At 74.4% G+C, this 25,194-nt stretch carries 27 protein-coding genes and 3 pseudogenes; 17 read left to right on the top strand and 13 right to left on the bottom strand.

The annotated features are described in order from the left end of the window. Positions 1 to 31 precede the first annotated feature (31 nt). The 4 genes from PV410_RS04480 to PV410_RS04465 all read right to left on the bottom strand — a co-directional run bounded on the left by PV410_RS04480 (position 32) and on the right by PV410_RS04465 (position 5,531). Positions 32 to 1,528, bottom strand: coding sequence for a sensor histidine kinase (locus tag PV410_RS04480; protein ID WP_500322449.1), 1,497 nt, complete (start codon positions 1,526 to 1,528; stop codon positions 32 to 34). After that, the gene (locus PV410_RS04475) at positions 1,525 to 2,244 is read right to left on the bottom strand and encodes a response regulator transcription factor (RefSeq protein WP_500322448.1); all 720 of its coding nucleotides are present in this window, start codon (positions 2,242 to 2,244) and stop codon (positions 1,525 to 1,527) included. The genes PV410_RS04480 and PV410_RS04475 overlap by 4 nt, the downstream gene beginning before the upstream one ends. A 59-nt stretch (positions 2,245 to 2,303) precedes the next feature. After that, positions 2,304 to 4,118: an APC family permease gene (locus PV410_RS04470; RefSeq protein WP_500322447.1), complete on the bottom strand. Its 1,815-nt coding sequence runs from the start codon at positions 4,116 to 4,118 to the stop codon at positions 2,304 to 2,306. Between the two features lie 117 nt (positions 4,119 to 4,235). Further along, positions 4,236 to 5,531: a hypothetical protein gene (locus PV410_RS04465; protein WP_500322445.1), complete on the bottom strand. Its 1,296-nt coding sequence runs from the start codon at positions 5,529 to 5,531 to the stop codon at positions 4,236 to 4,238. 96 nt (positions 5,532 to 5,627) lie between these two features. Between PV410_RS04465 and PV410_RS04460 the strand changes: the two genes are divergently transcribed. Both PV410_RS04460 and PV410_RS04455 read left to right on the top strand, forming a co-directional pair. Continuing rightward, the gene (locus PV410_RS04460) at positions 5,628 to 6,113 is read left to right on the top strand and encodes a hypothetical protein (protein ID WP_500322443.1); all 486 of its coding nucleotides are present in this window, start codon (positions 5,628 to 5,630) and stop codon (positions 6,111 to 6,113) included. Between the two features lie 26 nt (positions 6,114 to 6,139). Then, positions 6,140 to 6,568, top strand: a complete 429-nt coding sequence (locus PV410_RS04455) for a DUF7144 family membrane protein (protein ID WP_499512780.1) — start codon at positions 6,140 to 6,142, stop codon at positions 6,566 to 6,568. Here PV410_RS04455 and PV410_RS04450 read toward each other — a convergent pair. Continuing rightward, positions 6,538 to 7,428: a YhjD/YihY/BrkB family envelope integrity protein gene (locus PV410_RS04450; RefSeq protein ID WP_500322442.1), complete on the bottom strand. Its 891-nt coding sequence runs from the start codon at positions 7,426 to 7,428 to the stop codon at positions 6,538 to 6,540. The genes PV410_RS04455 and PV410_RS04450 overlap by 31 nt on opposite strands. A 142-nt stretch (positions 7,429 to 7,570) precedes the next feature. Further along, complete coding sequence (locus PV410_RS04445) at positions 7,571 to 7,969, bottom strand: DnaJ family domain-containing protein (RefSeq protein ID WP_499512782.1); 399 nt, start codon at positions 7,967 to 7,969, stop codon at positions 7,571 to 7,573. A gap of 182 nt (positions 7,970 to 8,151) precedes the next feature. Between PV410_RS04445 and PV410_RS04440 the strand changes: the two genes are divergently transcribed. Then, positions 8,152 to 8,385 carry a hypothetical protein gene (locus tag PV410_RS04440; RefSeq protein ID WP_500322769.1) on the top strand — a complete coding sequence of 78 codons (234 nt, stop codon included), beginning with the start codon at positions 8,152 to 8,154 and terminating at the stop codon, positions 8,383 to 8,385. Positions 8,386 to 8,488: 103 nt separating this feature from the next. Here the strand turns inward: PV410_RS04440 and PV410_RS04435 are convergent. The 4 genes and pseudogenes from PV410_RS04435 to PV410_RS04420 form a co-directional block, all read right to left on the bottom strand. After that, a pseudogene (locus tag PV410_RS04435) lies at positions 8,489 to 8,623 on the bottom strand (LysR family transcriptional regulator); the annotation flags it as partial. Between the two features lie 80 nt (positions 8,624 to 8,703). Beyond that, positions 8,704 to 8,874: a LysR family transcriptional regulator gene (locus PV410_RS04430; RefSeq protein WP_500322440.1), complete on the bottom strand. Its 171-nt coding sequence runs from the start codon at positions 8,872 to 8,874 to the stop codon at positions 8,704 to 8,706. Positions 8,875 to 8,905: 31 nt separating this feature from the next. Next, the gene (locus PV410_RS04425; RefSeq protein ID WP_500322439.1) at positions 8,906 to 9,310 is read right to left on the bottom strand and encodes a pyrophosphohydrolase domain-containing protein; all 405 of its coding nucleotides are present in this window, start codon (positions 9,308 to 9,310) and stop codon (positions 8,906 to 8,908) included. A 21-nt stretch (positions 9,311 to 9,331) separates the two neighbouring features. Beyond that, positions 9,332 to 9,829: a molybdopterin-dependent oxidoreductase gene (locus PV410_RS04420; protein ID WP_500322438.1), complete on the bottom strand. Its 498-nt coding sequence runs from the start codon at positions 9,827 to 9,829 to the stop codon at positions 9,332 to 9,334. Positions 9,830 to 9,968: 139 nt separating this feature from the next. Here PV410_RS04420 and PV410_RS04415 point away from each other — a divergent pair, with 139 nt between their 5' ends. From PV410_RS04415 to PV410_RS04380, 8 genes are all read left to right on the top strand, one after another. Further along, complete coding sequence (locus PV410_RS04415; RefSeq protein WP_500322436.1) at positions 9,969 to 10,355, top strand: TOBE domain-containing protein; 387 nt, start codon at positions 9,969 to 9,971, stop codon at positions 10,353 to 10,355. Between the two features lie 23 nt (positions 10,356 to 10,378). Further along, positions 10,379 to 11,206: a molybdate ABC transporter substrate-binding protein gene (gene modA / locus PV410_RS04410; RefSeq protein ID WP_500322434.1), complete on the top strand. Its 828-nt coding sequence runs from the start codon at positions 10,379 to 10,381 to the stop codon at positions 11,204 to 11,206. Continuing rightward, positions 11,203 to 12,057: a molybdate ABC transporter permease subunit gene (gene modB, locus PV410_RS04405; RefSeq protein WP_500322432.1), complete on the top strand. Its 855-nt coding sequence runs from the start codon at positions 11,203 to 11,205 to the stop codon at positions 12,055 to 12,057. Before modA ends, modB begins: the two co-directional genes overlap by 4 nt. Continuing rightward, positions 12,054 to 13,139, top strand: coding sequence for an ABC transporter ATP-binding protein (locus PV410_RS04400; protein WP_500322431.1), 1,086 nt, complete (start codon positions 12,054 to 12,056; stop codon positions 13,137 to 13,139). Before modB ends, PV410_RS04400 begins: the two co-directional genes overlap by 4 nt. A 134-nt stretch (positions 13,140 to 13,273) precedes the next feature. Beyond that, a complete protein-coding gene (locus PV410_RS04395) occupies positions 13,274 to 13,810 on the top strand; it encodes a universal stress protein (RefSeq protein WP_500322429.1) in 537 nt (178 codons plus the stop codon). A 41-nt stretch (positions 13,811 to 13,851) separates the two neighbouring features. Continuing rightward, positions 13,852 to 14,613: a DUF4118 domain-containing protein gene (locus PV410_RS04390; RefSeq protein WP_500322427.1), complete on the top strand. Its 762-nt coding sequence runs from the start codon at positions 13,852 to 13,854 to the stop codon at positions 14,611 to 14,613. 495 nt (positions 14,614 to 15,108) lie between these two features. Continuing rightward, a complete protein-coding gene (locus PV410_RS04385; protein WP_500322426.1) occupies positions 15,109 to 17,223 on the top strand; it encodes a SpoIIE family protein phosphatase in 2,115 nt (704 codons plus the stop codon). A 40-nt stretch (positions 17,224 to 17,263) separates the two neighbouring features. Further along, a complete protein-coding gene (locus tag PV410_RS04380) occupies positions 17,264 to 18,544 on the top strand; it encodes a Tm-1-like ATP-binding domain-containing protein (RefSeq protein WP_500322424.1) in 1,281 nt (426 codons plus the stop codon). 37 nt (positions 18,545 to 18,581) lie between these two features. Here PV410_RS04380 and PV410_RS04375 read toward each other — a convergent pair whose 3' ends face one another. Together PV410_RS04375 and PV410_RS04370 are read right to left on the bottom strand one after the other, a co-directional pair. Then, a complete protein-coding gene (locus tag PV410_RS04375) occupies positions 18,582 to 19,379 on the bottom strand; it encodes a CbtA family protein (RefSeq protein ID WP_500322422.1) in 798 nt (265 codons plus the stop codon). A gap of 16 nt (positions 19,380 to 19,395) precedes the next feature. Beyond that, complete coding sequence (locus PV410_RS04370; RefSeq protein WP_500322420.1) at positions 19,396 to 19,617, bottom strand: CbtB domain-containing protein; 222 nt, start codon at positions 19,615 to 19,617, stop codon at positions 19,396 to 19,398. 297 nt (positions 19,618 to 19,914) lie between these two features. Between PV410_RS04370 and PV410_RS04365 the strand changes: the two genes are divergently transcribed. The 4 genes and pseudogenes from PV410_RS04365 (at position 19,915) to PV410_RS04350 (ending at position 23,128) form a co-directional block, all read left to right on the top strand. Beyond that, positions 19,915 to 20,478 carry a histidine phosphatase family protein gene (locus tag PV410_RS04365; protein ID WP_500322418.1) on the top strand — a complete coding sequence of 188 codons (564 nt, stop codon included), beginning with the start codon at positions 19,915 to 19,917 and terminating at the stop codon, positions 20,476 to 20,478. Positions 20,479 to 20,599: 121 nt separating this feature from the next. After that, positions 20,600 to 21,615: pseudogene (locus PV410_RS04360) on the top strand (energy-coupling factor ABC transporter permease). A 2-nt stretch (positions 21,616 to 21,617) separates the two neighbouring features. Next, positions 21,618 to 22,379, top strand: coding sequence for a cobalt ECF transporter T component CbiQ (gene cbiQ, locus PV410_RS04355; RefSeq protein ID WP_500322416.1), 762 nt, complete (start codon positions 21,618 to 21,620; stop codon positions 22,377 to 22,379). Continuing rightward, positions 22,367 to 23,128: an energy-coupling factor ABC transporter ATP-binding protein gene (locus tag PV410_RS04350; RefSeq protein ID WP_500322414.1), complete on the top strand. Its 762-nt coding sequence runs from the start codon at positions 22,367 to 22,369 to the stop codon at positions 23,126 to 23,128. Before cbiQ ends, PV410_RS04350 begins: the two co-directional genes overlap by 13 nt. Positions 23,129 to 23,131: 3 nt before the next feature. Here PV410_RS04350 and PV410_RS04345 read toward each other — a convergent pair whose 3' ends face one another. After that, the gene (locus PV410_RS04345) at positions 23,132 to 23,638 is read right to left on the bottom strand and encodes a MarR family winged helix-turn-helix transcriptional regulator (RefSeq protein ID WP_500322412.1); all 507 of its coding nucleotides are present in this window, start codon (positions 23,636 to 23,638) and stop codon (positions 23,132 to 23,134) included. Positions 23,639 to 23,717: 79 nt separating this feature from the next. On the opposite strand from PV410_RS04345, the gene PV410_RS04340 reads away from it, so the two are divergent. Continuing rightward, the gene (locus PV410_RS04340; RefSeq protein ID WP_500322411.1) at positions 23,718 to 24,248 is read left to right on the top strand and encodes a YceI family protein; all 531 of its coding nucleotides are present in this window, start codon (positions 23,718 to 23,720) and stop codon (positions 24,246 to 24,248) included. 170 nt (positions 24,249 to 24,418) lie between these two features. Beyond that, positions 24,419 to 25,194, top strand: a pseudogene (locus tag PV410_RS04335) (cellulose-binding protein); the annotation flags it as partial.

Here is a 25,194-nt window from a genome sequence, read left to right as displayed (position 1 = left end):
TCGGAAGCGCGAAGCGCCTTCACCACGGAAGCTAGGGACCGTCTTTGTGGAAACCTTGTGGCTCCCCGGAGCGTTCCGACAGCCAGTCGCGGCGCGGCAGCGGCAGGGTCGGTTCCGGGTCGCGGACGCCGCTGAGCGGGAGCCGCACCTCGAAACGGGTGCCGGGCGTGCCGTCGGGCCGGTCCAGCACGGCGATCGTCCCCCGGTGCAGCGCGATCTGCTGGGCGACCAGGGTCAGTCCGAGCCCGGAACCGGGGCTGTCGGGACGCCGGTGGAAGCGGGCGAAGACGGCGGCCCGCGCCTCGGGCGGGATGCCGGGGCCGTGGTCGTCGACGGTGAGGACGACGGCCGGGGCGCGCTCGTCGCGGCTGCGCCGCAGCAGCACCTCCACGTCGGGCCGCCCTCCCGGAGCGCGGCCGTGGACGGCGGCGTTGGCCAGCAGGTTGTCCGTCATCGAGCGCAGCCCCTGCTCCCAGCCGTGGACGAGGAGGCCCGGCGCGGCCGTCACCTCGACCCGCGCCTCGGGGTGGCGGCGCCTCAGGCCGGCCGCGGAGGCGTCGACGAGTTCGGCCGCGTCGACCGGGCCGAAGGCGTCCTCCTCGACGAGGTCGCCCTGGGCCAGGGCGCGCAGCATGACCAGCAGGCCCAGCACGCGGGCGTGTTCGGCGCGCAGGTCGTCCACGACCTCCTGGCGTTCGTCGTCCGGCAGGCCGGGGTGGCCGGCGAGGATGTCGAGGTTGGTGCCCATGCTCATCAGCGGGTTCCGCAGCTCGTGGGAGGCGACCGCGGCGAACGAGCGGGCGGTGGCGAGCGCCTCGCCGGTCCTGGCGGCCTGCTCGTCGTAACGGGCGAGCACGGTCTGCAGCGTGTGCGCCAGGTCGTCGACCTCGGTGATCCGGGCCGGGGTGTGGTCCAGGCGGACGGCGCTGACGCGCGGGTCGAGGCCGCTCGCGCGCTGCTGGAGCCGGCGCAGCGGGCGGACGGCGCGGCCCGCCGCGGTCCAGGCCAGCAGCCCGGACACGGGGGCGGCCAGCAACGCCACCGTCACCACCCGGCGGCGCACCTGCTGCAGCTGGGTCTTCGTGGCGGCGTCCGGCGAGAACAGCCACAAGGTGCCCCGGACCCCCTTGCGGCCGCCGTTCACCGGTACCGACAGCACGCGCCAGCGGGCACCCCCGGCCCGGATCGTGACCGGTGCGGACGCGCGGGCGGGCAGCGGCGCCGACGCGTCCGGCTGGGGGCCGCCCGACACCGTGCCCTCGGGACCGGTCAGCCGGATCCCCACGTCGAGGGCGGAGCTGAACAGCCTGCGGGTGCGGGCCTGTTCGGCGGCCGGACGGTCCGCGGCGGTGGCCCGCAGCAGGGCCTTGGCGTCCGTCGCGACGGCCGTGGCGCGCTCCCGCAGATGGGCGTCCTGCTGGGCGTGCAGGTCGGCGGCGACCAGCCGGATCAGCAGCGCCCCGGAGGCGAGGACGAGCAGCGGGACGACCACGCCCACGGCGAGCGCCACCCGCGTGGACAGCCTCACGACCGGTCACCCCGGTCGTCCCGGTCGTCCCGCAGGACGAAGCCGACGCCGCGCACCGTGTGCAGGATCCGCGGCCGCCCGCCCGCCTCCATCTTGCGCCGCAGATAGCTGACGAAGGTGTCCACGGCGTCCGTGCGCACGTCGAAGTCGTAGCCCCAGACCCGGTCCAGCAACTGGTCGCGGGTGAGCACCAGCCCGGCGTTGCGCGCGAGGACCTCCAGCAGCTCGAACTCCCGCCGGGTCAGCGCCAGGGGCTCCCCGTCCAGCCGGGCCTCCCGCGTCGCGGGGTCGACCAGCAGGCCCCCGGCGCGCACCCGCCCGCCCGCGGCGGGGGGACGGCGGCGCAGCAGCGCCCGCAACCGCAGCACCAGTTCCTGCAGCGCGAACGGCTTGACCAGGTAGTCGTCCCCGCCGGCCTGGAGCCCGGCGACCCGGTCGGCCGCCTCGTCCAGGGCGGAGAGCATCAGGACCGGGACGTCGTTGTCCTCCTCGCGCAGCGCGCGGCACACCTCGATCCCGCTGAGGTCGGGCATCGAGATGTCGAGCACCACCACGTCCGGCGCCCCCTCGCGTACGGCGGCGAGCGCGGCCCTGCCGCCGTCGGCCAGGCTCACCGAGAAGCCGTCCAGCCGCAGCCCCCGCTGCAGCGACCGGCGTATGGCCGCGTCGTCGTCGGCGACCAGGACCCGGCCACCCGTGTGCGCATCGGTTCTCACGGCCGCGATGGTAGGCGCAACCGCCCGGCCACGAGCAGGCCCCGGGAGCGGGCGCCGGGTCAGATGTCCAGCCGGTACGGAAGGAGGCAGACGACGGCGTCGGTGCGGGCGCGCAGGATCGTGGCGAGGAGGATGCCGCGCTGGTTCTGCAGGATGCGGTACCGGGCGTGGCGCGGCTGGATCTCGGGGATGAGGACGGCGATCTGCCGGCCGTCCTGCGACATGCGGCGGACGTAGGAGAGGATCGGCAGCACCAGTGAGCGGTGCGGGCTCTCGATGACGTCGAGGCGGACGCCGGGCTGCCAGCGGGCCCACGTGTCGAGCAGGTCGCGCGCCTTGTCCTGGTCGGGCTCGACGGTCACCGCGACGACCTCGTCGCCGAGGGCGATGGCGGCGGTCAGCGCGTGCCGGGCGAGCCTGCTGACCCCGCCGAGGGGCACGATGACCAGGCTGTTGGTGCGCCGCGGCCGGTCGGGGACGGTACCGAGGCCGAGTTCCCTGCCGACCTCCGCGTAGTAGTGCTCGATGCGTGCGAAGAGCAGCATCAGCAGGGGCACCACGACCACGACCATCCACGCGCCCTCGGTGAACTTGGTGGTCACCAGGATCACCCCGGCCAGCGCGGTCAGCAGGGCCCCCAGCCCGTTGAGCGCCGCGCGCCGCACCCAGCCGCGCGGGCGTGCCCCCGCCCAGTGCCGGACGAGCCCGGTCTGGCTGATGGTGAAGCCGGTGAACACCCCGATGGCGTAGAGCGGGATGAGACGTTGCGTCTGCGCGTCGACGGCGGTGATCAGCAGCGCCGCCACCACGGCCAGGGCGACCACGCCGTAGCGGTAGACGGGCCGCTCTGCGCGCAGCCCGAACACGTGGGGCAGCCGGTTGTCCCGGGCGAGCAGGCTCATCAGCACCGGCAGGCCGCCGAAGCTGGTGTTCGCGGCCAGCCCGAGGACGAGGGTGACCAGGAGGTTGCTGACGTAGTACGGCCACCCGGTGCCGAAGGAGCCCGCGGTCAGCTGGGCCAGCAGGGTCACGCCGCCGCGCGGGGCGACCTCGTCCCGGCGGATGAGGAACGCCAGCCCGATCAGCATCAGCCCCAGCAGCGCACCGAGCATCAGTTCCGTGCGCTGGGCGCGGCGCACCTTGGGCGGCCGGAAGGAGGGCACGGCGTTGGCGATGGCCTCCACCCCGGTCAGGGCGGAGCAGCCGGAGGAGAAGGCCTTCAGGATCAGCAGGACGCTCAGCGCCTCGGTGACATGGACGGGCTGCGGGGTGCCGACGACGGCCGCGGGGTGGTCGCGCAGCAGGCCGGCGACGACGATCCCCGCGATGGACAGGACGAACAGCGCGGCGGGCAGCATCAGCACCCGCGCGCTGTCGGCGACGCCGCGCAGGTTCACCAGGGTGAGCAGGGCCAGCCCGCCCAGGCAGATCTCCAGCAGGTAGGGGGTGAGCGAGGGGAACGCCGAGGCGAGGCTGGCGGCGCCGGCGGCCAGGCTGACGGCGACGGTGAGCACGTAGTCGACGACCAGACTGCCCGCCGCGAGCAGGCTCACCCGCCTCCCGAGGTCCTTCTTGGCCACGGCGTAGGAGCCGCCGCCGTCCGGGTGCACCGCGATGACCTGCCCGTACGAGATGACCAGGACGACCAGCAGCCCCGCGATGACCAGCATGACGGGCAGCGTCACGGTCAGCGCCGCGGTGCCGGCGGCGATCAGCACGAGGACGATGGCCTCGGGGCCGTACGCCACCGAGCTGAGGGCGTCCAGCGACAGCGCGGCGAGCCCCTGGACGCTGGTGAGCAGGGAGCGGTCCCCCTCGCCGTGCCGCAGCGGCACCCTGGGCCGCTCCTGGCCGCGTGCCAGGCCGAAGGTCATCGCCCGCCCGCCGGCTGCGTCTGGCTCATGGCTGGTCTCCTCCGCCGGCGGGCTCTCCCGTCAGCCTCCGGCGGCGGCCTTCCCGGCGCAGCGCGGAGCGGCCGATCGGGTGAGCGGTCAGTCCGGCCGGGCCAGGAACTCCACGACGGCGAGGACGAACACGACGGCGAGGGCGAGCCCCAGGACGACCCAGCCGGTCGGGTAGGACCAGAAGGCGAGCGCGAGGGCCCCTGCGGCGACGACGATCCAGCCGACCAGCACCTTGTGGCGGACGAGCCAGGGGCCGACGGGACCGGTCCGCAGCCCCACCCGGTGCGCCGCGTCGCCCGCGCCGCCCAGCACGGACTCCCACACCCCGCGGGTGCGGCGGGCGTACCGCCCGGGCCCGCTCAGCCAGGCGCCCAGCGCGACGACGACGCCCAGCACGAACACGGCGCGGACGGTCCCGCGCAGGAAGCGGATCAGGGTGTCGTAGACCGTCCCCGCGGCCTGCTGGTCGACGCTCGCGGGCAGCGCGTCGAGGTAGATCGCCCGGAAGACGGTCAGCGCAGCACCGAGCACGAGGGCGGCGGCCGAGAAGCCCAGCGCGGCCGCGACCAGGGCGCGCCGCCTGCGGACGGCGAGCAGCACACCCGCGGCCGCGACGACGACGGCGACGATCGGCAGCCAGAAACCGGCGAGCTGCAGGAGCCGGAAGGCGGTCCTGATCTTGCCGACCTTGTCGGAGCGGACGACGGTGAAGTCGGTGTGGATCTCGGGGATCTTCGCGGCGATCGTCAGGCCCGCGTCGACCAGCCGCTGCTTGACCCGGTCGATGACCGGGGCGAGGTCGATGGCCACGGTGTCGTTGGTGAGCTTGACCGCGCCGCCTCCCTGGCCGGTCAGCGCCTTGTCCAGCGAGTCGTGGATCCTGCGGTTGGCTTCGGTCCAGGCCTTCTCGAAGACGTCGCTGCGCACGACCTTGTCCGCCGTCGAGTGCACCAGGCTCTGGATGCCGCTGGTCAGGGGGCCGGAGACGCGGCCCAGCAGTTCGTCCAGGCGGGGGCGGTCCTGCGGGGCGACCTCGTCCAGGAGGCTCTTGACGTCGATCTGCTGCATCACCACGGACGTGATGCGGTTGGCGGCGGCGTTCTGGACGGCGGGGTCGCTCGCCAGGGGCGCCACGGTGGCGACGTAGCGGTCGGTGTCCCCGATCTCGGAGTCGACCCAGACCGCCAGCGCGCTCAGCGGCACCAGGACGCAGGCCACGACGATGAACAGGGCGGAGAAGAAGGCCCGCACCGGCCGTCGTCGGAGAGGCGGCGGGGCCTGCGGTCCGGCGTGTGCGGGAACGGTCTCCCGCGCCTCCAGTGCCGACAGCCGGGCACGCAGTTCGGCGAGATCGTCACGCCTCCGGGGCGCTGAATCCGCCATGCCACCGCCGCCTCTCCTTCACCACGCGACACGGCAATTTAATACGTATGGTGAATGATGTGCCATTTGAGGCGCATGAGTCTGTGGAGGTAGGCAATGACGAGGCCGTACCGGGGCCGCGCGGTGTGCGCGGCGGTCGTACTGTCCGCCGTCGCGCTCACCGCGAGCGCCTGCTCGGACAACGACAGCACCCCCGCCGAGAAGGCGTCGAAGGCCGCGTCCGCCGCGTCCTCGCTGGTGTCCGAGGGCGCGGAGGCCGTCGCCTCGGCGACCGCCGCCGCGCAGTCCCAGCTGGCGAAGATCAAGAACGGTGTCAACGCGAAGGACGACGTCAAGCTCGACCCCGTGACCGTCGAGGGCGGCAAGGCCACCACCAAGGTCACGGCCACCAACAGCGGCGACAAGCAGGCCACGTACACCGTCGAGGTGACCTTCCGCGACACCAGCGGGAACCTCCTCGACGCCGCCGTGGTCAACGTCGCCGACGTGGCCCCGCAGAAGTCCGGCGAGGCCACGGTACGCAGCAACCGCGACCTGACGGGCACGGTCAAGGCCCAGGTGGAGCGGGCGCTGCGGCACTGAAGCACCATCACCGCGAGGAGGCAGCCATGGCAGCCACCGGCACGACACCCAGGACCGGCAACCACCGCAACGGTTGGGTCAGCGGCGGGGTCACCTTCGCCGGCGTCCTGTTGCTGGTCGACGGTGTCCTGGCGATCTTCCAGGGCATCTCGGGGATCGCCGCCGACAACGTGTACGCGCGCGTCGGCACTTACGTCTACAAGTTCAGTCTGACCGGGTGGGGATGGATCCACCTGGTCCTCGGAGTGCTCCTGGTGGTCACCGGAACGGGGCTGCTCAGCGGCGCCGCGCTCTGGTCACGCATCATGGGTGTCGTCCTGGCGGGCCTGGGCATCATCGTGAACTTCCTGTACCTGCCCTACCTGCCGTTCTGGTCGGTCATCCTGATCGCGCTCGACATCTTCATCATCTGGGCGCTCGCCCACTACCGGCCGGAGCGCTCACCGGCCGCCTGACCGCCGCCCCCGGGCTGGTCGCCGTGGAACACCGCGCCCACGGTGAGGCACACCGTCGCCACGACGCACAACGCGATCAGCCCGGACAGCAGGGTGAACACCGAGCCCAGCGAGCCGTACGTCTGCAGGCTGCGGTTGAGCGCCGTCGGCACGTACAGCGGCGCGGCGAAGACGGCCGTCTCCAGGACCACCGCGGTGAGCACCGCACCCGGCAGCAGCGGCCACCATCCGATCCGGCCGCCCAGCAGCAGGTGCTGGGTCCACCACCAGAGGCCCACCGCGCTCACCAGGGACAGCGGGACGCCGAGCCAGCGGCCGGCGCCGAAGCCCTCCCGCAGCGGCCCCTGGACCGCCAGGTAGAGCAGTGCCGCGCACACCCAGGCGAACCAGCGCCAGGCCGCGATCCGCGCCGCCGACTTCGGCAGGTGCCAGGCGCGTTCGCACACCCGCTGCATCGCCCGGCTGCAGGCCGTCGCCGACAGCAGGGCCATCAGCGTGCCCACCACGCCCACCGTCCCCCGCAGGTTCCCGGGATCGGACTCGTAGACCGAGCGCAGCTGGTCACGGGCGGGACCGGAGAGCCCCAGCACCCGCACCAGCGAGTCCAGGAGTTCCTTGCGCACGCCCTCCGGCGCGAGGGACGCGATGACGAACAGCAGCGGCACGGCGGTCAGGAAGGCCTGGGCGGCCAGCCGGGTGGCGGCGTCCAGCACGTTGACGCTCAGCAGCCGGGCGGCGAGCCGGGTGATGATGGGGAACCGCCGCTCCGTGTCGGCCCGCAGGGCGCGCACCCGCCCCGGCAGGTCCGCGAACCGCGCACGGAGCCCCTCCGGGAACCTGACCCGTGGCCGCCCTTTCACAGTCCGACTATTTTTCAGCCCGCCGGGCCCCGCAACCGGGGGCGCCGGCGCCGGCCCGCCGACCGCCCGGGCGAACCTGAAGCGGGCCGCCGCGAGTTGTCCGCGCCCCGGGCCACCGGCGGGCGGCCGCCTGTGTGCGCCCTCAGCCCCGCTCCGCGCGCCACCGCGCGACGACGTCCTCCACCTCGTACGGGACGAGGTTGAGCGGCGGGCCGTCCATGGGGGTGCGCAGGCCCGTGCGGATCTTGTCGTTGACCTCCTCGACGATGCGGCGCACCTCGGGTTCCGAGGGGGCACGGGAGGCGGCGTCCATCGCGTCCTCCACCTCCTTGCGCAGCCTGAGGCTGGCCGGGAGGTGGGACAGCCCCTCACGGGCCATCTTCTCCCTGATCCACCACAGCTCGTCGTAGGGCCGGTCCAGACCGGCCAGCGGCTTGCCCGCGCCGGGCAGGTTGTCGAAGGCGCCGCGCTCCGCCGCCTCCCGGATCTGCTTGTCGACCCAGGACTCGAAGGGGACGCCCGGTGGCTTGCGCTCCGTCATGGGGTCGATTCTCCCTCCCGCCGGCCCGGGGCGGGAAGGGCGGGGTGGGCGGGGGCGACGTGCGCCGGCCGGGCCGCCGGTCCGCGATCACCAGCCCCGCCCGGGGACCGTGCGCGGGCCCCTCCAACGGCACCACGCGCATCCCCGCGGGCACCCCGAACATGTGCAGCCAGGCGTGCGAGATGACGCTCGACCAACGCCCGCCCGAGCCCGCCAGGTGCGCGTACAGCCCTGAGACCGAGTCGGTCTCGACGGCCGGTGACGCGGTGACCCCGTCCGCGGCGAAGCACTCGTCCATGATCCGGCGGTTGCGCATCCGCGACGACAGCAGGCACAGCGGCAGCGCGGCCGCCTGCGCTCAACGCGCCACCGGCAGCCCGGCCGGCGGCGCGTCCGCGGGGCCGAGCAGCAGGTAGCGCTCCTCGTAGAGCGGGAAGCGGCGCACGTGGCGCAGGCGTCGTCGTCCAGGTACGTCATCGCCGCGTCGAGCTCGAACTCCGCGAGCCGGTCGCTGATCTCCCGTGAGGACAGCGACTCCAGGCTGACCCGCACCCCCGGGTGCCGCTCGCAGAACGGCGTCGTCAGCAGGGACGCGGCGGTCAGCGCCGTGGGTATCGCGCCGAGCCGCGGCGTGCCGGCCGGCCCGCCGCGCATCTCGGCGAGTTCCTGCCGCAGCGCGTCCCGTTCCGCCAGGATGCGGTGCGCCCACAGCAGTACCCGTTCGCCCTCCGGGGTCAGCCCCTCGAAGCGCCGGCCCCGCCGCACGATCGGCACGTCCAGCTCGCGTTCCAGCTTGCGGATGCCGGCCGACAGCGAGGCGGCGAGACGAAGCAGGCGTCGGCGGCGCGGGCGAAGTGCCGTTCCCTGGCGAGCGCCACCAGGTACTCCAGTTGGCGAAGCAGCATGGCTCACGGTTGCACACGCCGCGCTGCCGCGTTACTCCCCGGCGGGCGTCCAGCCCTGGGCGCGCAGCACCGCTGCGACGTCGGGCGCCCGGTAGTGCTCGCCCTTGAGGACCTTGCCGTCGGCCCGCAGGGTGGGCCGGCCGTCGGGGCCCAGCTTGCTCATGTTGGCGCGGTGGATCTCCGCGATGACCTCGTCCAGGTCGATGCCGTGCACCAGCGCGGTGCCGTACGCGACGTAGACCACGTCGGCCAGTTCGTGCGCGAGGTGGTCCAGGGGACCGGTCCCGGAGGCCTCGGCGACCTCGGCCACCTCCTCGGCGAGCAGGTCCTGACGGTGCGCCGCGTGCTCGGGCGTGATCTCGGTCGGACGGGGGCGGACGTCGAGGCCGAAGGCGGTGTGGAACTCACGGACCAGGCCGGCGGGGGAGGATCGCATTCCGCCGATCGTAGTGTCCGCTCAGACGCCCTGGTCGCCCCCCGCCGCCGGCCCGCCGCCGTAGCCCCCGTCCACCCGGATGGCGGTGATGCCGCTGATGTGCCGGGCCCCGCAGCGGTCCTGGGGCAGCACCAGTTGCGGGCCGCAGGCGTCCAGCGGGGTGCCGTCGATGCGGGTGGCCAGCAGCACGGGGGCGTGCCCGAAGTCCGGGTCGATCTCGGCCCAGGACAGCAACGCGTGGTGACCGTCCGCCCCGGTCACGGCGATGAGGAAGCGCAACCGGTCCTTGCGGCGGCCGGGGTCGAAGCCGGGACCGGCCGAGCACAGCACCTCGTGGAGCAACGGGCCCTCGAAACGGTGGTGCTGCACACCGCTGGTGCGGCACTCGAAGCTCACCCGGGCCGTGTGCTGGGGCCAGGCGCGCAGGTCGGGCACCGTGAGCGGCGCGGGGCGGGCCAGGTCGCCGCTCAGGCTGAAGCCGGCGAGCCCCGGCGGCGGCGCGGGAACGGACACGGTCACGGGCTTCCACCTCCCCCGGTCACCGTACCCACGCACGGCGGTCGCGGAAACGCACATGCGACCCTCCACGCGCCGTGATCCGGCTGATGCAATCCGACAATGGGCTTCCCGCTCGCATCTGCGTCACTATGATCGAGTCATGCACACCTACCGGATCGGCGAGGCGGCCGCAGTCATGGGCGTGAGCGCCGACACCCTCAGGCGCTGGGTCGACGGCGGGCGGCTGCGGGCGGAGCGCGACGAGCAGGGCCGGCGCATCATCGAGGGTCCCGATCTGGCCGCCTTCGCCCGGGAGTTCAACCGCACCGAACGCGAGCACACCGGCTCCTCGGCCCGCAACCGCTTCGCGGGCATCGTCACCGAGGTGATCCTCGGCGACGTCTCCGCCCAGGTGGAGATCCAGGCCGGCCCGTTCCGCGTGGTGTCCATGATCAGCCGGGAGTCGGCCGAGGAGCTGGAGCTCGAGCCCGGCGTCCCGGCGGTCGCCGTCATCAAGTCGACCAACGTGGTCGTCGAGAGACCGTAGAGACTCGGAGGAGCAGCCCTGTGATGACCCGTCTCACGCACCGCCGGACCCTTCAGCTGGCCGTCGGAGGCACCGCGGTGCTGCTGGCCCTGAGCGCCTGTTCCTCCTCGGACGACTCCGCCGGCGCCTCCGCGTCGTCCTCGCCCTCGGCGGGCACCTCCTCCGCGGGCGACCTGAAGGGCACGGTCACCGTCTTCGCCGCCGCCTCCCTCAAGGAGAGCTTCACCGAACTGGGCACGGAGTTCGAGGCGGCCCACCCCGGCACCAAGGTCTCCTTCAACTTCGGCGGCAGCGACGCGCTCGCCGCCAGCATCACCTCCGGTGCCCCCGCCGACGTCTTCGCCGCCGCCTCCCCCAAGACCATGCAGATCGTCACCGACGCCAACGACGCGGCCGGCGAGCCCGCGACCTTCGTGCGCAACCAGCTGGAGATCGCCGTCGTCCCGGGCAACCCCGAGGACGTCACGTCCCTCAAGGACCTCACCAACTCCGGGATCAAGGTCGCCCTGTGCGCCAAGGAGGTGCCCTGCGGCGCCGCGGCGCAGAAGGCGCTGGACGGCGCCGGCCTGAAGCTCACCCCGGTCTCCTACGAGCAGGACGTCAAGAGCGCCCTGACGAAGGTGGAGCTCAAGGAGGTCGACGCCTCCGTGGTCTACAGGACCGATGTGAAGGCCGCCGCCGGCAAGGTGGAGGGCGTGGAGTTCCCCGAGTCCGCCGGTGCCGTCAACGACTACCCGATCGTCCTGCTCAAGGACGCGCCCAACGCCGGGGCCGCCGAGGCCTTCATCGCCTTCGTCCGGTCCGAACAGGGCGCGAAGGTGCTGAGCGAGGCGGGCTTCCTCAACCCATGACCGACCACAGCGGCGGCGCGCCCGAACTCCTGGAGTCCCGGCCGCGCCGCGCCGGCCGCCGGCAGGGTCACCGTTCCCCGGTGCCCCTGCCGCTGCTGCTGCCGGCCCTGCTCGGTCTCGTCTTCCTGGTGCTGCCGCTCGCCGGACTGCTGGTCCGCACCCCGTGGAGCGAACTGCCCGCGCAGCTCACCAGTCCCGGGGTGTGGCAGGCGCTTCGGCTCTCCCTGATCTGCGCCACCCTCGCCACCGCGCTGACCCTCGTGCTGGGCGTGCCCCTGGCCTGGCTGCTGGCCCGCACCGAGTTCCCCGGGCGCGGGCTGCTGCGCGCCCTGGTGACGCTGCCCCTGGTGCTGCCGCCCGTCGTCGGCGGTGTCGCGCTGCTGCTGGCGCTGGGCCGCAACGGCATCGCCGGGCGGTGGCTGGACCAGTGGTTCGGGGTGACGCTGCCCTTCACCACGGCGGGCGTCGTCGTCGCGGAGGCCTTCGTCGCGATGCCGTTCCTGGTCATCAGCGTCGAGGGCACCCTGCGGGCCGCCGACCCGCGCTACGAGGAGGCCGCCACCACCCTCGGCGCCTCCCGCTTCACCGCCTTCCGCCGGGTGACGCTGCCGCTGATCGCCCCGGGCATCGCCGCCGGGGCCGTCCTGGCCTGGGCACGGGCGCTCGGCGAGTTCGGCGCCACCATCACCTTCGCGGGCAACTTCCCCGGCCGTACGCAGACGATGCCGCTCGCCGTCTACCTCGCCCTGCAGAGCGACCCGGCCGCCGCCATCGCGCTCAGCCTGGTGCTGCTCGCCGTCTCGATCGCCGTCCTGGCCGGGCTGCGCGACCGCTGGATGACCACGCCATGACCTCCCTGGACAAAGCACCCGCGACCTCCGGCAGCCCGGCCCCCGAGGGCCTGGACGCCCGGCTGGTCGTCGACCGCGGCGCCTTCCGCCTCGACGTGACGCTCACCGCCGCCCCCGGCGAGGTGCTCGCCCTGCTCGGGCCCAACGGCGCGGGCAAGACCACCGCGCTGCGGGCCCTGGCCGGGCTGACCCCGCTCACCGCCGGCCACCTGCGGCTGGACGGCGCCGCCCTGGACGGCACGCCCCCCGAGACCCGCCCGGTCGGCGTGGTCTTCCAGGACTACCTGCTCTTCCCGCACCTGTCCGCGCTGGACAACGTCGCCTTCGGCCCGCGCTGCCACGGCGTGCCCAAGGCGCGGGCCCGCGCCGAGGCCGCCGCGTGGCTGGAGCGGATGGGCCTGGCCGAGCACGCCGCCGCCCGGCCCCGCCGGCTCTCCGGCGGCCAGGCGCAGCGCGTCGCCCTCGCCCGGGCGCTGGCCACCCGGCCCCGCCTGCTGCTCCTGGACGAGCCGCTGGCCGCGCTCGACGCCCGCACCCGCCTGGACGTCCGCTCCCAGCTCCGCCGCCACCTGGCCGACTTCGAGGCGGTGGCCGTCCTGGTCACGCACGACCCGCTGGACGCCATGGTGCTGGCCGACCGGCTGGTGGTCATCGAGCACGGCGGCTCCGTCCAGGAGGGCACCCCCGCCGAGATCGCCCGCCGCCCGCGCACCGACTACATCGCGCACCTCGTCGGCCTCAACCTCTACCGGGGCCGCGCCGAGGGGCACACCGTACGGATCGACGGCGGACCGGCCATCACCACCACCGAGGAACTCTCCGGCCCGGCCTTCGTGGCCTTCCCGCCCGGCGCCGTCACCCTCCACCGGGACCGCCCCACCGGCTCCAGCGCCCGGAACCTGTGGCACGGCCGGGTCGCGGGCCTGGAGTCGCACGGCGACCAGATCCGCGTCGACGTCCGGGGCGAACTCCCGCTCGCCGCCGACCTCACCACGGTGGCCACCGCCGAACTCGGACTGCACCCCGGCGCCGAGGTGTGGGCCACCGTCAAGGCGGCCCAGGCGCACGCCTATCCGGCCTGAACCCCGGCGGGTCAGGGCCGACGGGTCGGGACCGGCGGGTCGGGACCGGCGGGGTCAGGGCGGCGTCAGGGGTGCGCCGCCCGGCGACAAGAGGACGACAAGAAGCCCCCGCGGCACCCCGCCCGGGTCGTTCCATGGAAGGCATGGATGACGCCGGAAACCACCGCGTGGTCGTGGGGGTGAGCGGCTCCCTCGGCAGCCTCACGGCGCTGCACCGGGCCGCCGCCGAGGCACGCCGCACGGGCGCGGTGCTGGTCACCGTGCTCGCCTGGGAACCGCCGGGCGGGGAGTTCGCCTACCGGCGCTCCCCCTGCCCGCCGATGCTGCGGGAATGGCAGGACCGGGCCCGGCAGCAGCTGGTCGGCGCCGTCGAGTCCGCCTTCGGCGGCCTCCCGGCGGACCTCCCCATGCGCGCGCTCCTCGTGCGCGGGCCCGCGGGATGGGCGCTGACCCACGTCGCGGACCGCCCGGACGACCTGCTGGTCGTCGGCGCCGGACGCCGCGGCCGGCTGCGCCGCCTGCTGAGCCCCTCGGTGGCCCGGCACTGCCTGGTCCACGCGGCCTGCCCGGTGCTCGCCGTACCCCGCTCCCCGCTCCACGAGGTCCTCGACGACGTGCACCGCCGCAACGCCTGGCGGCTGCCGCTGCACGCCGCCACGCCACTGCGGTGACCACGGGGGCCCGGCAGGCCCCCTCGACGGAGGCGATGACCATGACGCGCCCTTCCTTCCCGTTCCCCCACCCGACGCGGCTCGCCCTGCCCGCCGCGCTCCTCCTGCCGCCGCTGGTGTGCCTGGTGCTCGTCCCCTTCCGCACCCAGGTGTCGAACACGCTCGTGGCCCTGGTGCTGGTGGTCGCCGTCGTGGCGGTCGCCGTCCTCGGCAGCCGTCGCGCCGGGGCGCTCGCCGCGCTGTCCGCGGCGGCCTGGTTCGACTTCTTCTTCGCCCCGCCCTACGAGCGGTTCACCATCAGCGGGCCGGGCGACGTGGCGACGGCGGTCCTGCTGCTCGCCGTGGGCCTGGCCGTCTCCCAGCTCGCCGCCCGCACCAGGCGGCTCGCGGTGATCGCGATCACCGACGCCGACCACCTCGCGCGCATCCACGAGACCGCACGGCTGGCCCAGTCCGCGGTCTCCCCGCACGTCGTGGTCGAGCACGTCCGCGACCAGCTGGTCAGCCTGCTCCACCTGCGCGGCTGCCGTTTCGAGTACGGCACCCTCGTCGGGCACCCGCCGCGGATCGAGCAGGACGGCACCGTGGTGCGGGGCCGCCGCCCCTGGGACGCGGACACGCTGGGACTGCCGGAACAGGAGGTCGAGCTCCGCGTCTTCCACAACGGCCACTTCCACGGCCGCTTCATGCTGCTCCCCACCCCCGGCACCGTCCCCTCCCGCCAGGCCCGTCTGGTCGCCGTCACCCTCGCCGACCAGGCCGGCGGCGCGATCGCCGCCACCCCGGCCGCCCCGGCCCGCTGACCCGCTCCGCGGGGGCGACCACCCGGTCCCGCACACCCCCGCCCAGCGCGGCCCCGGAGGGCGCCGGGAGGCCGCCTGTCGCCCCTGGGCAGACCACGCCGCCATGGGACGGCCCGGTGTCGGGCCCACCCGCCTCGTCGCACGTGTCGGCTCTGCTGCCGCGCACCGTCGCCCGCCGCATCGTGCGCCGCGCGGCGGCAGCCGGGGACACGGGCGAGCGCGCCGCCGAGGCTGACGATCCCGCCCCGCCTGGGCCGCCACGTCGACAACACCCGCCCGGCGCGGCCCATGGCCCGAGCAACCCCGGCGGCCTGGAGCGACCGCCTGTCGCCCCGCCGCGGCGCAACACCTCCGCGCACCAACGGCACCCGTCCCCGGCCCACCGGCCGAGCGGCGCGCCCGTCGCCAGGGTGCCGCTTCCGGCAAGAGGAGGCGGGGCGGGGAGGGGCGTATCGTCCCCTTATAGGTGGTGTCGGCCCGATGGTGGAGCCACACATGGTGGTGACTGCCCCCGCGCGGGAGCTGCTGGACCAGGTGCTCGCCGAAGTGGTGCGTGAGACGGGCGCCCATGTCGGTGCGGTCTTCCTGGTGATGCCCGGGGGCCGCGCACTGGGCATGGAGGTCATCACCGGGGCACCCCGGGAGCTGTCGATGCCCTGGTCGCGGCTGCCCATGGAGCGCTCGACCCCGGTGGCCGACGCCGTGCGGGAGGGCCGGACGATCCGGATCGGCTCCCGGGAGGAACTGGCCGACCGCTATCCGCGCACGGCCCTGGTCATGCCGTACGACCTGTCCATGGTGGCCGCCCCGCTCACCGACGGGGAGGCCGTGCTCGGCACGCTCGTGCTGATCTGGTCCCGGCCGCGCCCCGCCGAGGCGCCGCCCGCGGAGCGCGCGCTGCTGGAGCACGCCCGCGAGCGCCTGTCCGGCCGGCTCGCACGGGCCGGCGCCGGCGGAGAGCCGATCCTGCCGGGGCCCGAGCCGCGCGTGCTGCGGACCGCGCGGGCGGTCCCGGTGGACCCGGACCAGGCACTGGCCGCGGCGCACTGGGCCCGGCGGCTGCCCGAGGGAGCCTGTGCGCTCGACTTCGACGGGCGGCTCACCTACGTCACCCCCCGCGCGGCCGAGCTGGTCGGCGTGCCCGTCGAGCGGCTCGTGGGCACCTTCCCCTGGGAGAGCCTGCGCTGGCTGCGCGATCCCGCCCACGAGGACCGCTACCGCGCCGCCGTGCTCAGCGGACAGCCGGTCTCGTTCACCGCCCTGCGGCCGCCCGACCACTGGCTGCTCGTCCAGCTCTACCCGGACGCGACCGGGGTCAGCGTGCGGATCTCCCCCACCGATGCGGCTGCGGGCCCCGCCCCGTCGGCCCCGCCCTACGACGAGGCCGCGGTGCCGGTCCGGATCGGGGCGATCTACCACCTCATGCACCTCGCGACGGCCCTCACCGAGGCCGTCGGCGTGGACGACGTCGTCCGCCTGGTCGCCGACCTCTTCCCGGCCGCCATCGGAGCCGACGCCTTCGTACTGTGCGTCGCGGAGGGCGGCCGGCTGCGCGTCATCGGCGACCGCGGCTACCGGCCCGAGGTCATGGCGGCCCTGGACGGCACCGCGCTCACCGCGCGCCTCCCGGCGACCAGGGCCCTCACCAACGGCGTCCCCAGCTTCTTCGGCTCACGCGAGGACCTCATACGGACCTACCCGGACCTGGACCTGCAGTCGGGCATGGCGGCCTGGGCGTTCCTGCCGCTGATCGCCTCCGGCCGTCCCGTGGGCTGCTGCATCCTCGCCTTCGCCCGGGAGCGCTCCTTCCCCGCCGACGAACGGGCCGCCCTGACCTCGCTCAGCGGGCTGATCGCCCAGGCCCTGGACCGGGCCCGGATCTACGACGCCAAGCACCACCTCGCGCACAGCCTCCAGTCGGGACTGCTGCCGCACACCCTGCCCTCCCTGCCCGGTCTGGAGGTCGCCGCCCGCTACCTGCCGGCGACCAGCGGCATGGAGGTCGGCGGCGACTTCTACGACCTGATCCGGCTGGACGACACCTGCGCGGCCGCCGTCATCGGCGACGTCCAGGGCCACAACGTCAACGCCGCCGCCCTGATGGGCCAGGTGCGCACCGCGGTGCACGCGCACGCCACCGCCGGCGCCTCCCCCGACCAGGTGCTGTCCCGCACCAACCGGCTGCTCGACGAGCTCGACACCGGGCTCTTCACCAGCTGCCTCTACGCCCACCTCCGGCTCACCGACGGCGCCCTGAGGCTGGCCTCCGCTGGCCACCCGCCGGCCCTGCTGCGCTTCCCCGACGGCCGCACCGACATCCTGAGCCTGCCGACCGGGCTGCTGCTCGGCATCGACCCGGACGCCGAGTACCCCACCACCACGCTGACGCTGCCCCGCGGCGCGGTGCTCGCGCTGTACACCGACGGGCTCATCGAGACCCCCGGCCGCGACCTGGACGAGGCGATCGCCTCCTTGGCCGTGGCCCTGTCCTGCCGGGGCCGGCTCCCACTGGACGAACTCGCCGAGGTGCTCGTGCACCACGACGGTCCCGCCACCGACCGCACCGACGACACCGCGCTCCTGCTGCTGCGCCCCGTGCCCCCGTCATGAGGCCTTGTCACTTCCCGGATCGGGCCCAACACTGTTGTCCATGCCGGTCGTCGCGCTGCTGGGAACGCTGGACACCAAGGGCACGGAGTACGGCTGGCTGCGGGACCGCCTGCTGCGCGGCGCCGTGGAGGTCGTGCTGATCGACGCGGGCGTGGCCGGTGAGCCCCTGGTCACCCCGGACATCCCCCGCAGCGTCGTGGCGTCGGCCGCGGGCGCGGACGCCGAACGGCTGCGCAGGGCGGGCGACCGCGGCGCCGCGGTGACGGTCATGGCCGAGGGGGCGGCGCGGGTGGTGCGCCGGCTGTACGACGAGGGCCGGCTGCACGGCGTCCTGGCCATCGGCGGCAGCGGCGGCACCTCGATCGCGACCCGTGCGATGCGGGCGCTGCCGCTCGGCGTGCCGAAGCTGATGGTCTCCTCGATGGCCGCGGGCGACGTCTCCCCGTACGTCGGCTCGACGGACATCGCCATGATGTACAGCGTCGTCGACATCGCGGGCGTCAACCGGGTCTCGGCGCCGATCCTGGCCAACGCGGCGGACGCCGTCGCCGGGATGGCCAGGGGCTTCGCCGGGGCACCCGCCGCGCCCGCCGGGGACCGGCCGCTGGTGGCGGCGAGCATGGCGGGGGTGACGACCCCCGGGGTCGACGCCGCCCGCGCACGGCTCACCGAACTCGGTTACGAGGTGCTGGTCTTCCACTCCGTGGGCTCCGGCGGCCGCTCCCTGGAGGCACTGACCGGGGAGGGCATGTTCAGCGGGGTGCTGGACCTGACGCTCAGCGAGCTCGCCGACGAGCTGGTCGGCGGTGCCTTCGGCGCGGGGCCCGACCGGCTGCGCACCGCAGGGCGCGCCGGGCTGCCGCAGGTGGTGAGCCCCGGCGCGCTGGACATGGTCAAGTTCGGCCCGCTCGCCTCGCTGCCGGACCGCTTCCGGGCCCGGCACGTCCACGTCCACAACCCGTCGGTGACGGTGATCCGCACCTCCGCCGCCGAGTGCGCCGAACTCGGCCGCCAGGTCGCGGCGAAGCTGCGCGCGGCCACCGGCCCGGCCGCGCTCCTGCTGCCGCTGCGCGGGCTGTCCACCCTCGGGGCGCCGGGCGGGCCGTACCACGACCGTGCGGTGGACGGGGTGCTGTTCCGCACCCTCCGCGAGGAGCTGCGCGGCAGCCGGGTGGAACTCGCCGAGTACGACACGCACATCAACGACCCGGCCTTCGGCCGTGCCGCGGCGGAGCGCCTGCACACGCTGATCTCCGCGCGGACGGACGCGCGGACCGACGTACGGACCGACGCACACACGACCGCCCGCACGACGCGCTGAGCGTCGTACGGGCGGTCACGGCCGGTGCGGCGGAGGCCTAGACGGAGGCCGCCGTGCCCGCGCCCACGGTGTCGCGCCCCGTGGGGGCGGCCGCCGGACCCGGTTCCAGCAGGCGTCCGGCCAGGTGGCCGAAGACCAGCCCGAAGGAGGTCCACAGCGTCAGCTGGATCGCCAGCGCCGCCAGGCGGAACTGCCACAGCAGCGCCGCCGGGAAGTGCTCCGGCACCTCGTTGATCCCGGGCAGGAAGGCGTACGCGAGCCCCACGGCCAGGACGAAGAACCCACCGGCGGCCACGGTCGCGTACCAGTTGCCCAGGCGCGGCGCGAGGCGCTTGCCGAGGATCACGGTGGCGACCGCGAGCAGCACGCTGAGCAGCATCATCAGGAAGTACAGCGTGGTGCGCTTGCCGATGGTGTCGGGGTCGCCGACGGCCGGCGGGTTGGCCGGGTACTTCAGAAAGGGCACGACGTAGACCGCGACCAGCGCGGCGGCCGACAGCAGCAGCGCCGTCGGCCGGGCACCGAAGCGGCCGATCCGCCCGAGGGCGAAGCAGTAGGCGAGGGCGGCGATGCCGCCCAGCGCCACGCCATACAGGAGGATGCCGGTGGCCAGGCCTGCGGTGGACTGCAGGGCACGGCTGACCGGTTCGGCGCCGCCGTGCTCGTGGGCGTGCGACTCCTCGAACGCGATGGCGGCGTCGACCCGGGACTCGCCCAGCAGGTAGGCGACGACCAGGGCGAGCCCGCCGGCGGCGAGGCCGGCCAGCATGCCCCGCACCAGCAGTTGCCTGACGGTGACGGAGTTGACGGGGGTGGCGGAGGCGGCGGGGTTCATCGGCGCGGCGCCCCTGTCAGTGGCAGGGGAAGCCGAGCAGGTGACGCCCGTCGTGCACCCACTCGTGGACGTTCTCACCGGACAGGAGGGACGTCGCCCCCTGCTCGGCACCCACGAAGTAGAGCAGGACCAGCATCAGGACGCCGAAGAAGGCCGCCCAGGGCAGGATCGCCCGGATCGGCAGCGTCACGGGGACGGCGGAAGGGGCGACGGCAGGCGGAACAGCGGACTGCGCCATGGCATGACCTCCTGGTGGGAACTCGCGTCCCGGTCGGTGGAGCTCTGTCGGACGACTGCGGGTCTGACTCGCCTGGCGCTGGGCTGGGCTTACAGTGGCGCGACCGTGCCGGATTTGCACCGGACTTCCGCCGTGTCGTCGTGAATGTCGTCGTGACGGTACCGCGATCCGGTGATCCGGCCAAGGGCGCGTGTATGCGCCCCGGCATGCGCGGGAGCTGCTTCCGTGCGACCGACCGGCCAGGTGTGAGGCGGCAGTTGGCGATTCCGAGGGGTCGCCGCAGGGCGAGGAGGGTGCATGACGACCCGGGTGATGTTGATCTCACCGGTGGTGAACGCGGCGCTGCGCGAGGCGCGTTTCGACGACGACGTGCCGCCGGACGAGCACGCGCTCGCCGCCGCCCGCGCGTTGGCCGGTTCCCTGCCCTCCGCGGGGCCCGTGCTCGTCTCGCCCACCGTGCGCTGCCGCGCGACCGCCGAGGCGCTCGGCCTCGCCGCGCGGGAGACGGCCCCCGCGGGGTGGGCGCTGGGCCGCTGGCGGGGGCGGACACTGGCCGAGGTGAGCGCCGAGGAGCCGGAGGCCGTCGCCGCCTGGCTCTCCGACCCGGACGCCGCACCGCACGACGCCGAGTCGCTGCGCGAACTGTGCGCCCGGGCCGGCGCCTGGCTCGACGGGCTCGCCGCGACGCCGGGGCGGGTGCTCGCCGTCGTCGAGCCGGAGATCGTCCGGGCCTGCGCGGTACGGGTCCTGGGTACGCCCGAGGCCGCCTTCTGGCGGATCGACGTGCCCCCGCTGACGGCGACGGAATTCAGCGGGCGGTCCGGACGCTGGAACCTGCGGGCGGGACGCCCGCTGGGCTGAGCGGGGTGCGCTCCAGCGGCGAACAGGCTCTTGCAAACAGGTCGCAATAAGACCCTATGATTGAGCGCCCTGATTCGCCGACCCGACCGGCCGCCGGCCGGACCCGACCTGGAGCTCCCCCATGCATGTACCCGACGGATTCATCGACGCCCCGGTGTCGGTGGCGACCGGTGCCGTCGCGGCCGCAGCCGTAGCGGTGAGCCTGCGCGGTGCGCGGCGCGAGCTGGACGAGCGCACCGCGCCGCTGGCCGGACTCGTCTCGGCGTTCATCTTCGCCGTCCAGATGCTCAACTTCCCCGTGGCCGCCGGTACCAGCGGCCATCTCCTCGGCGGCGCGCTGGCGGCGATACTCGTCGGCCCCTACACAGGGGTGCTGTGCGTGTCCGTCGTCCTGCTGATCCAGGGCGTGCTCTTCGCCGACGGCGGCCTGACCGCGCTCGGCGTGAACATCACCGACATGGCGATCGTCACCGTGGTCGTCGCCTACGCCGTCTTCCGTGGGCTGGTCAAGGTGCTGCCGAACGGACGCGGCGGGGTGACCGGCGCGGCCTTCGTCGCGGCCCTGCTCTCCGTCCCCGCGGCGGCGGTCGCCTTCACCGGGATCTACGCGCTGGGCGGGACGACCGACGTCTCGCTCGGCAAGGTCTTCACCGCCATGGTCGGCGTGCACGTCCTGATCGGCATCGGCGAGGCGGTGATCACCGCGGCGACGGTGGGCGCCGTCGTCGCCGTCCGCCCCGACCTCGTCCACGGCGCCCGTGGCCTGCGCCGCCCGCTGGAGCTCAAGGAGGCGACCGTCTGATGGCGGCCGTGACCGACACCCCCAAGCGCGGCGGCATACGGCCGCTGTGGATCGCCGGCCTCATCGCCGCCGTGCTGCTCGCCGGATTCGTCAGCTACTACGCCTCCGCCAGCCCGGACGGCCTGGAGAAGGTCGCGGCGGACCACGGCATCGACAAGAAGGCCGAGGACCACGCGGCCAAGGACTCCCCGCTCGCCGACTACCGGACCGAGGACGTCGGCAACGCCCGGCTCTCCGGCGGCCTCGCCGGTGTGATCGGCGTCGGTGTCACCCTCGCGCTCGGCACCGGCGTCTTCTGGGTCGTCCGCCGCCGTCCGCGCGCGGAGGAGGTCTAGCCGTGGGAGCGGGGCACGCCCACCGGCTCTACCGGCACGGCCACTCGCCGGTGCACGCGCTGCCCCCGCAGTGCAAGATCGCCGCGGTCTTCTGCTTCGTCCTGGTGGTGGTCTCCACCCCGCGCACGGCGATGTGGGCCTTCGGCCTGTACGCGGTGCTGCTGGCCACGGTCGCCACCGTGGCGCGCGTCCCGGCCGGATTCCTGCTGCGGCGGCTGCTGATCGAAGTGCCCTTCGTCGCCTTCGCCTTCCTCATGCCGTTCGTCGCCGAGGGCCCGCGCACCGAGGTGCTGGGCCTGTCCCTCAGCGTGAACGGCCTGTGGGGCGCCTGGAACATCCTGGCCAAGGGCACCCTCGGCGTCGCCGCCTCCGTCCTGCTGGCGTCCACCACCGAGCTGCGCGCACTGCTCCTGGGCCTGCAGCGGCTGCGGCTGCCGGCGCTGCTGGTGCAGATCGCCTCGTTCATGATCCGGTACGGGGACGTCATCACCGACGAGATGCGCCGGATGCGCGTCGCCCGCCTCTCGCGCGGCTTCGAGGCGCGCGGCCCGCGTCACTGGGGCGTGCTCGCCAAGTCCGCGGGCGCCCTGTTCATCCGCTCCTACGAACGCGGCGAACGCGTCCACCTGGCCATGGTCAGCCGGGGCTACGCCGGCAGCATGCCGGTGATCGACGAGGTGACGGCCTCGCGCGCCCAGTGGTCGTACGCCGCCGCGCTCCCGGCCGCGGCGCTGCTGGTCCGTCTGATGGGATGGTTCCTGTGACACCTTCGCTCGAGGTCAAGGGCCTCGCCTACGCCTACCCCGACGGCCACCAGGCGCTGTTCGGCGTCGACCTGACCATCGCCCGCGGCGAGCGGGTGGCCCTCCTCGGCCCCAACGGCGCCGGCAAGACCACCCTCGTGCTGCACCTCAACGGCATCCTCGAGGCGGGCGCCGGCTCGGTGACCGTCGCCGGCCTCCCGGTCGGCGAGCGCAAGAACGTGGCCGAGGTCAGGCGCCGGGTCGGCATCGTCTTCCAGGACCCGGACGACCAGCTCTTCATGCCCACCGTCCGCGAGGACGTCGCCTTCGGCCCGGCCGCGGCCGGTCTGCGCGGCGCCGAGCTGGAGGCCTGCGTCCGCAGGGCGCTGGAGCGGGTCGGCATGACGGAGTTCGCCGACCGGCCGCCGCACCACCTGTCGTTCGGGCAGCGGCGCCGCGTGGCGGTGGCGACCGTCCTCGCCATGGAGCCGGAGATCCTCGTCCTGGACGAGCCCTCCTCCAACCTGGACCCCGCCTCCCGCCGCGAACTCGCCGACATCCTGCGCTCGCTGGACGTCACGGTCCTGATGGTCACCCACGACCTGCCGTACGCCCTGGAGCTGTGCCCGCGCTCGGTCGTCCTCAGCGGTGGAACCGTCGTCGCCGACGGCCGCACCCAGGAGCTCCTCGCCGACGACGCCCTGATGCGCGCCCACCGCCTCGAACTGCCCTACGGCTTCGACCCCCGCTCGGTCACCGTCCGGGCCTGAGCCTCAGCCCCCGCACGGGGGCCGGGACGGCGGCTCCGGGTCGACGGCGGTGACCGCCACCGCGAGCGCGTCGAACCGCTCCGCGCCGCCCAGCGGCCCGACCACGCGCTCACGCAGCGCGTCGGCCAGCGTGAGCGCCGCCGTCATCGCCACCTGGAGGCCGCGTTCGGTCAGCACCGCCAGGGTGACGCGCCGGTCCTCCCGGCAGGGACGGCGTTCGATGAGCCCCGCCTCCGTGAGGCGGTCGGCGACCTTGGTGGTGCCCGCCGTGGTGAAGCCCAGCGTCCCCGCGAGCCGGTACATCGGCGCCGACCGCTCCGGCGTGGTCATCAGGAACCACAGCGCCTGGAACGAGGACGGGGCCAGCCCCGACCGCGCCTCGACGTCCGCCAGCAACTGGTCCGTAAGCCGCCGGAAGCCCGACTGCAGCGCGTCCCACCGCGCGAGCAGGTGCAGGTCGGCGGTGTCCGGGCACCGGCCGTCCGTCTCCGCGTGGATCTCCGCCGTCACATTGCCCAGGGTACCAACGCCAGTTATTGTCTAACTGGCTACTTAATATCTGGCGAGCTATCGAAGGGTGCGACACCCCATGAGCGACTCGACGACCACCCCCACCGGTCTGCGCACGGGCTCCTGGGCCCTCGACCCCGCGGGCTCGGCCGTGCGGCTCACGCACCGGACGATGTGGGGCATGGCCACCGTGAAGGGCGCGTTCACCGAGGTCGGGGGCGAGGGCGAACTCGCGGCCGACGGCACCGGGCAGGGCACCCTGACCGTGGGCGCCGCCTCCCTGGACACCGGCAACAAGCAGCGCGACACCCACCTGCACTCCGCCGACTTCCTCGACGTCGCGACCCACCCGGCGATCGTCTTCACCGCCCGCCGGGTCACCGCCGGCACCGACGGCGCCCTCTCCGTCGACGGCGAGCTGACCGTCCGCGGCACCACCCGCCCGCTCGCCCTCACCGGACGCGTCGAGTCCTCCTCCGCCGACGCCGTCGTGCTCACCGCCGATGCGGTCGTCGACCGGGCCGACTTCGGCCTCACCTGGAACCGGATGGGCATGATCAAGGGCGCCGCGACCCTCTCGGTCGCCGCCCGCTTCGTCCACCACGGCTGATCCCGCCGTTCACAAGGGGGCAGAAGCGGACATCACCGCTCACGCCCCAACTACCCCTTCGGCAAACGAAGTCGCGCCTTGCTACTTGTGTGGAAACCGTGAAAGGCTCCCCGCACCACCAGGCGCAGGCGCAACCGCCTCCCGACGCCGAAGGGTTGGTTCACCACTCGATGACTGCCCCAGCCCCGGTCCCCGAGGCCGTACCGCTGTCCGAGTACTGGGCGGAAGCGCTGTGCTTCGCCCAGCTGTGCTCGCTCTCCCCCGAGGACGGCGGCCGACTGGCCGCCGACGCGTTCGACCGCGGTCTGGACCTGACGCCCGACGCGGCGGACGGCGCACCCGGACCGGGGCTGCCGCCCCTGCCGCTGCTGCTGACCGCCGTACGGGACACCGCCGCGTCCTGGCAGGCCCGGGGCGAGGGCGACAGCCTGCAGCCGGAGTTCCGCATCTGGCTCAACGCGGAACGCGCCGCGCGCCGGGGCAGGGCACCGCGCCCGGAACCGCTGGCCCTGCGCGGACTGCGCGCCATGGCGGAACCGGACGCGGCACTGCTGTGGTCCACCGAGGTCGAGTGCCGCCCCGCGGCCGTGACGGCACACGCGCTGGGCGTGGACGTCACCGCGGTGGAGCGGGAGATCGACCGGGCCCGCGAGGACTTCCGCGACCGCTGCCTCCGTGCCCACCAGGAGGAACCGCCCTCCGACGAGTGCCAGGGGTACGCCCGGCTGCTGGACGCGGCCACCCGGATGCCCGTCGAGGCGGCACCCGGGGACCTGCGCCGGCACCTGCGCGGGTGCGCCGAGTGCGCGCGGGCGGCCGTGTGCCTGACCCCGCTCGGCGGCGGACTGCCCGAGGCGCTGGCCGAAGGGGTGCTGGGCTGGGCGGGGCCGGCCTATCTGGAGGCCCGGCGCCGGGGCGCCACCGCGGCCCCGCCGTCGCGGCGGGC

The organism is Streptomyces sp. PA03-5A (genome assembly GCF_033792725.1).
Taxonomy (GTDB): domain Bacteria; phylum Actinomycetota; class Actinomycetes; order Streptomycetales; family Streptomycetaceae; genus Actinacidiphila.
The sequence above is the reverse complement of the archived record's forward strand: the minus strand, read 5'-3'. Positions and strand labels throughout refer to the sequence as shown.

Coding starts and splice junctions, on each gene's coding strand:
- PV410_RS04340 (WP_500322411.1), top strand. CDS start 23,718: ATGAGCGACTCGACGACCACCCCCACCGGTCTGCGCACGGGCTCCTGG.
- PV410_RS04375 (WP_500322422.1), bottom strand. CDS start 19,379: ATGAACCCCGCCGCCTCCGCCACCCCCGTCAACTCCGTCACCGTCAGG.
- PV410_RS04400 (WP_500322431.1), top strand. CDS start 12,054: ATGACCTCCCTGGACAAAGCACCCGCGACCTCCGGCAGCCCGGCCCCC.
- PV410_RS04455 (WP_499512780.1), top strand. CDS start 6,140: ATGGCAGCCACCGGCACGACACCCAGGACCGGCAACCACCGCAACGGT.
- PV410_RS04470 (WP_500322447.1), bottom strand. CDS start 4,118: ATGACCTTCGGCCTGGCACGCGGCCAGGAGCGGCCCAGGGTGCCGCTG.
- PV410_RS04385 (WP_500322426.1), top strand. CDS start 15,109: ATGGTGGTGACTGCCCCCGCGCGGGAGCTGCTGGACCAGGTGCTCGCC.
- PV410_RS04465 (WP_500322445.1), bottom strand. CDS start 5,531: ATGGCGGATTCAGCGCCCCGGAGGCGTGACGATCTCGCCGAACTGCGT.
- PV410_RS04380 (WP_500322424.1), top strand. CDS start 17,264: ATGCCGGTCGTCGCGCTGCTGGGAACGCTGGACACCAAGGGCACGGAG.
- modA (WP_500322434.1), top strand. CDS start 10,379: ATGACCCGTCTCACGCACCGCCGGACCCTTCAGCTGGCCGTCGGAGGC.
- PV410_RS04430 (WP_500322440.1), bottom strand. CDS start 8,874: ATGCTGCTTCGCCAACTGGAGTACCTGGTGGCGCTCGCCAGGGAACGG.
- PV410_RS04445 (WP_499512782.1), bottom strand. CDS start 7,969: ATGACGGAGCGCAAGCCACCGGGCGTCCCCTTCGAGTCCTGGGTCGAC.
- modB (WP_500322432.1), top strand. CDS start 11,203: ATGACCGACCACAGCGGCGGCGCGCCCGAACTCCTGGAGTCCCGGCCG.
- PV410_RS04350 (WP_500322414.1), top strand. CDS start 22,367: ATGGTTCCTGTGACACCTTCGCTCGAGGTCAAGGGCCTCGCCTACGCC.
- PV410_RS04425 (WP_500322439.1), bottom strand. CDS start 9,310: ATGCGATCCTCCCCCGCCGGCCTGGTCCGTGAGTTCCACACCGCCTTC.
- PV410_RS04390 (WP_500322427.1), top strand. CDS start 13,852: ATGACGCGCCCTTCCTTCCCGTTCCCCCACCCGACGCGGCTCGCCCTG.
- PV410_RS04365 (WP_500322418.1), top strand. CDS start 19,915: ATGACGACCCGGGTGATGTTGATCTCACCGGTGGTGAACGCGGCGCTG.
- PV410_RS04370 (WP_500322420.1), bottom strand. CDS start 19,617: ATGGCGCAGTCCGCTGTTCCGCCTGCCGTCGCCCCTTCCGCCGTCCCC.
- PV410_RS04440 (WP_500322769.1), top strand. CDS start 8,152: ATGACGCTCGACCAACGCCCGCCCGAGCCCGCCAGGTGCGCGTACAGC.
- PV410_RS04460 (WP_500322443.1), top strand. CDS start 5,628: ATGACGAGGCCGTACCGGGGCCGCGCGGTGTGCGCGGCGGTCGTACTG.
- PV410_RS04395 (WP_500322429.1), top strand. CDS start 13,274: ATGGAAGGCATGGATGACGCCGGAAACCACCGCGTGGTCGTGGGGGTG.
- PV410_RS04415 (WP_500322436.1), top strand. CDS start 9,969: ATGCACACCTACCGGATCGGCGAGGCGGCCGCAGTCATGGGCGTGAGC.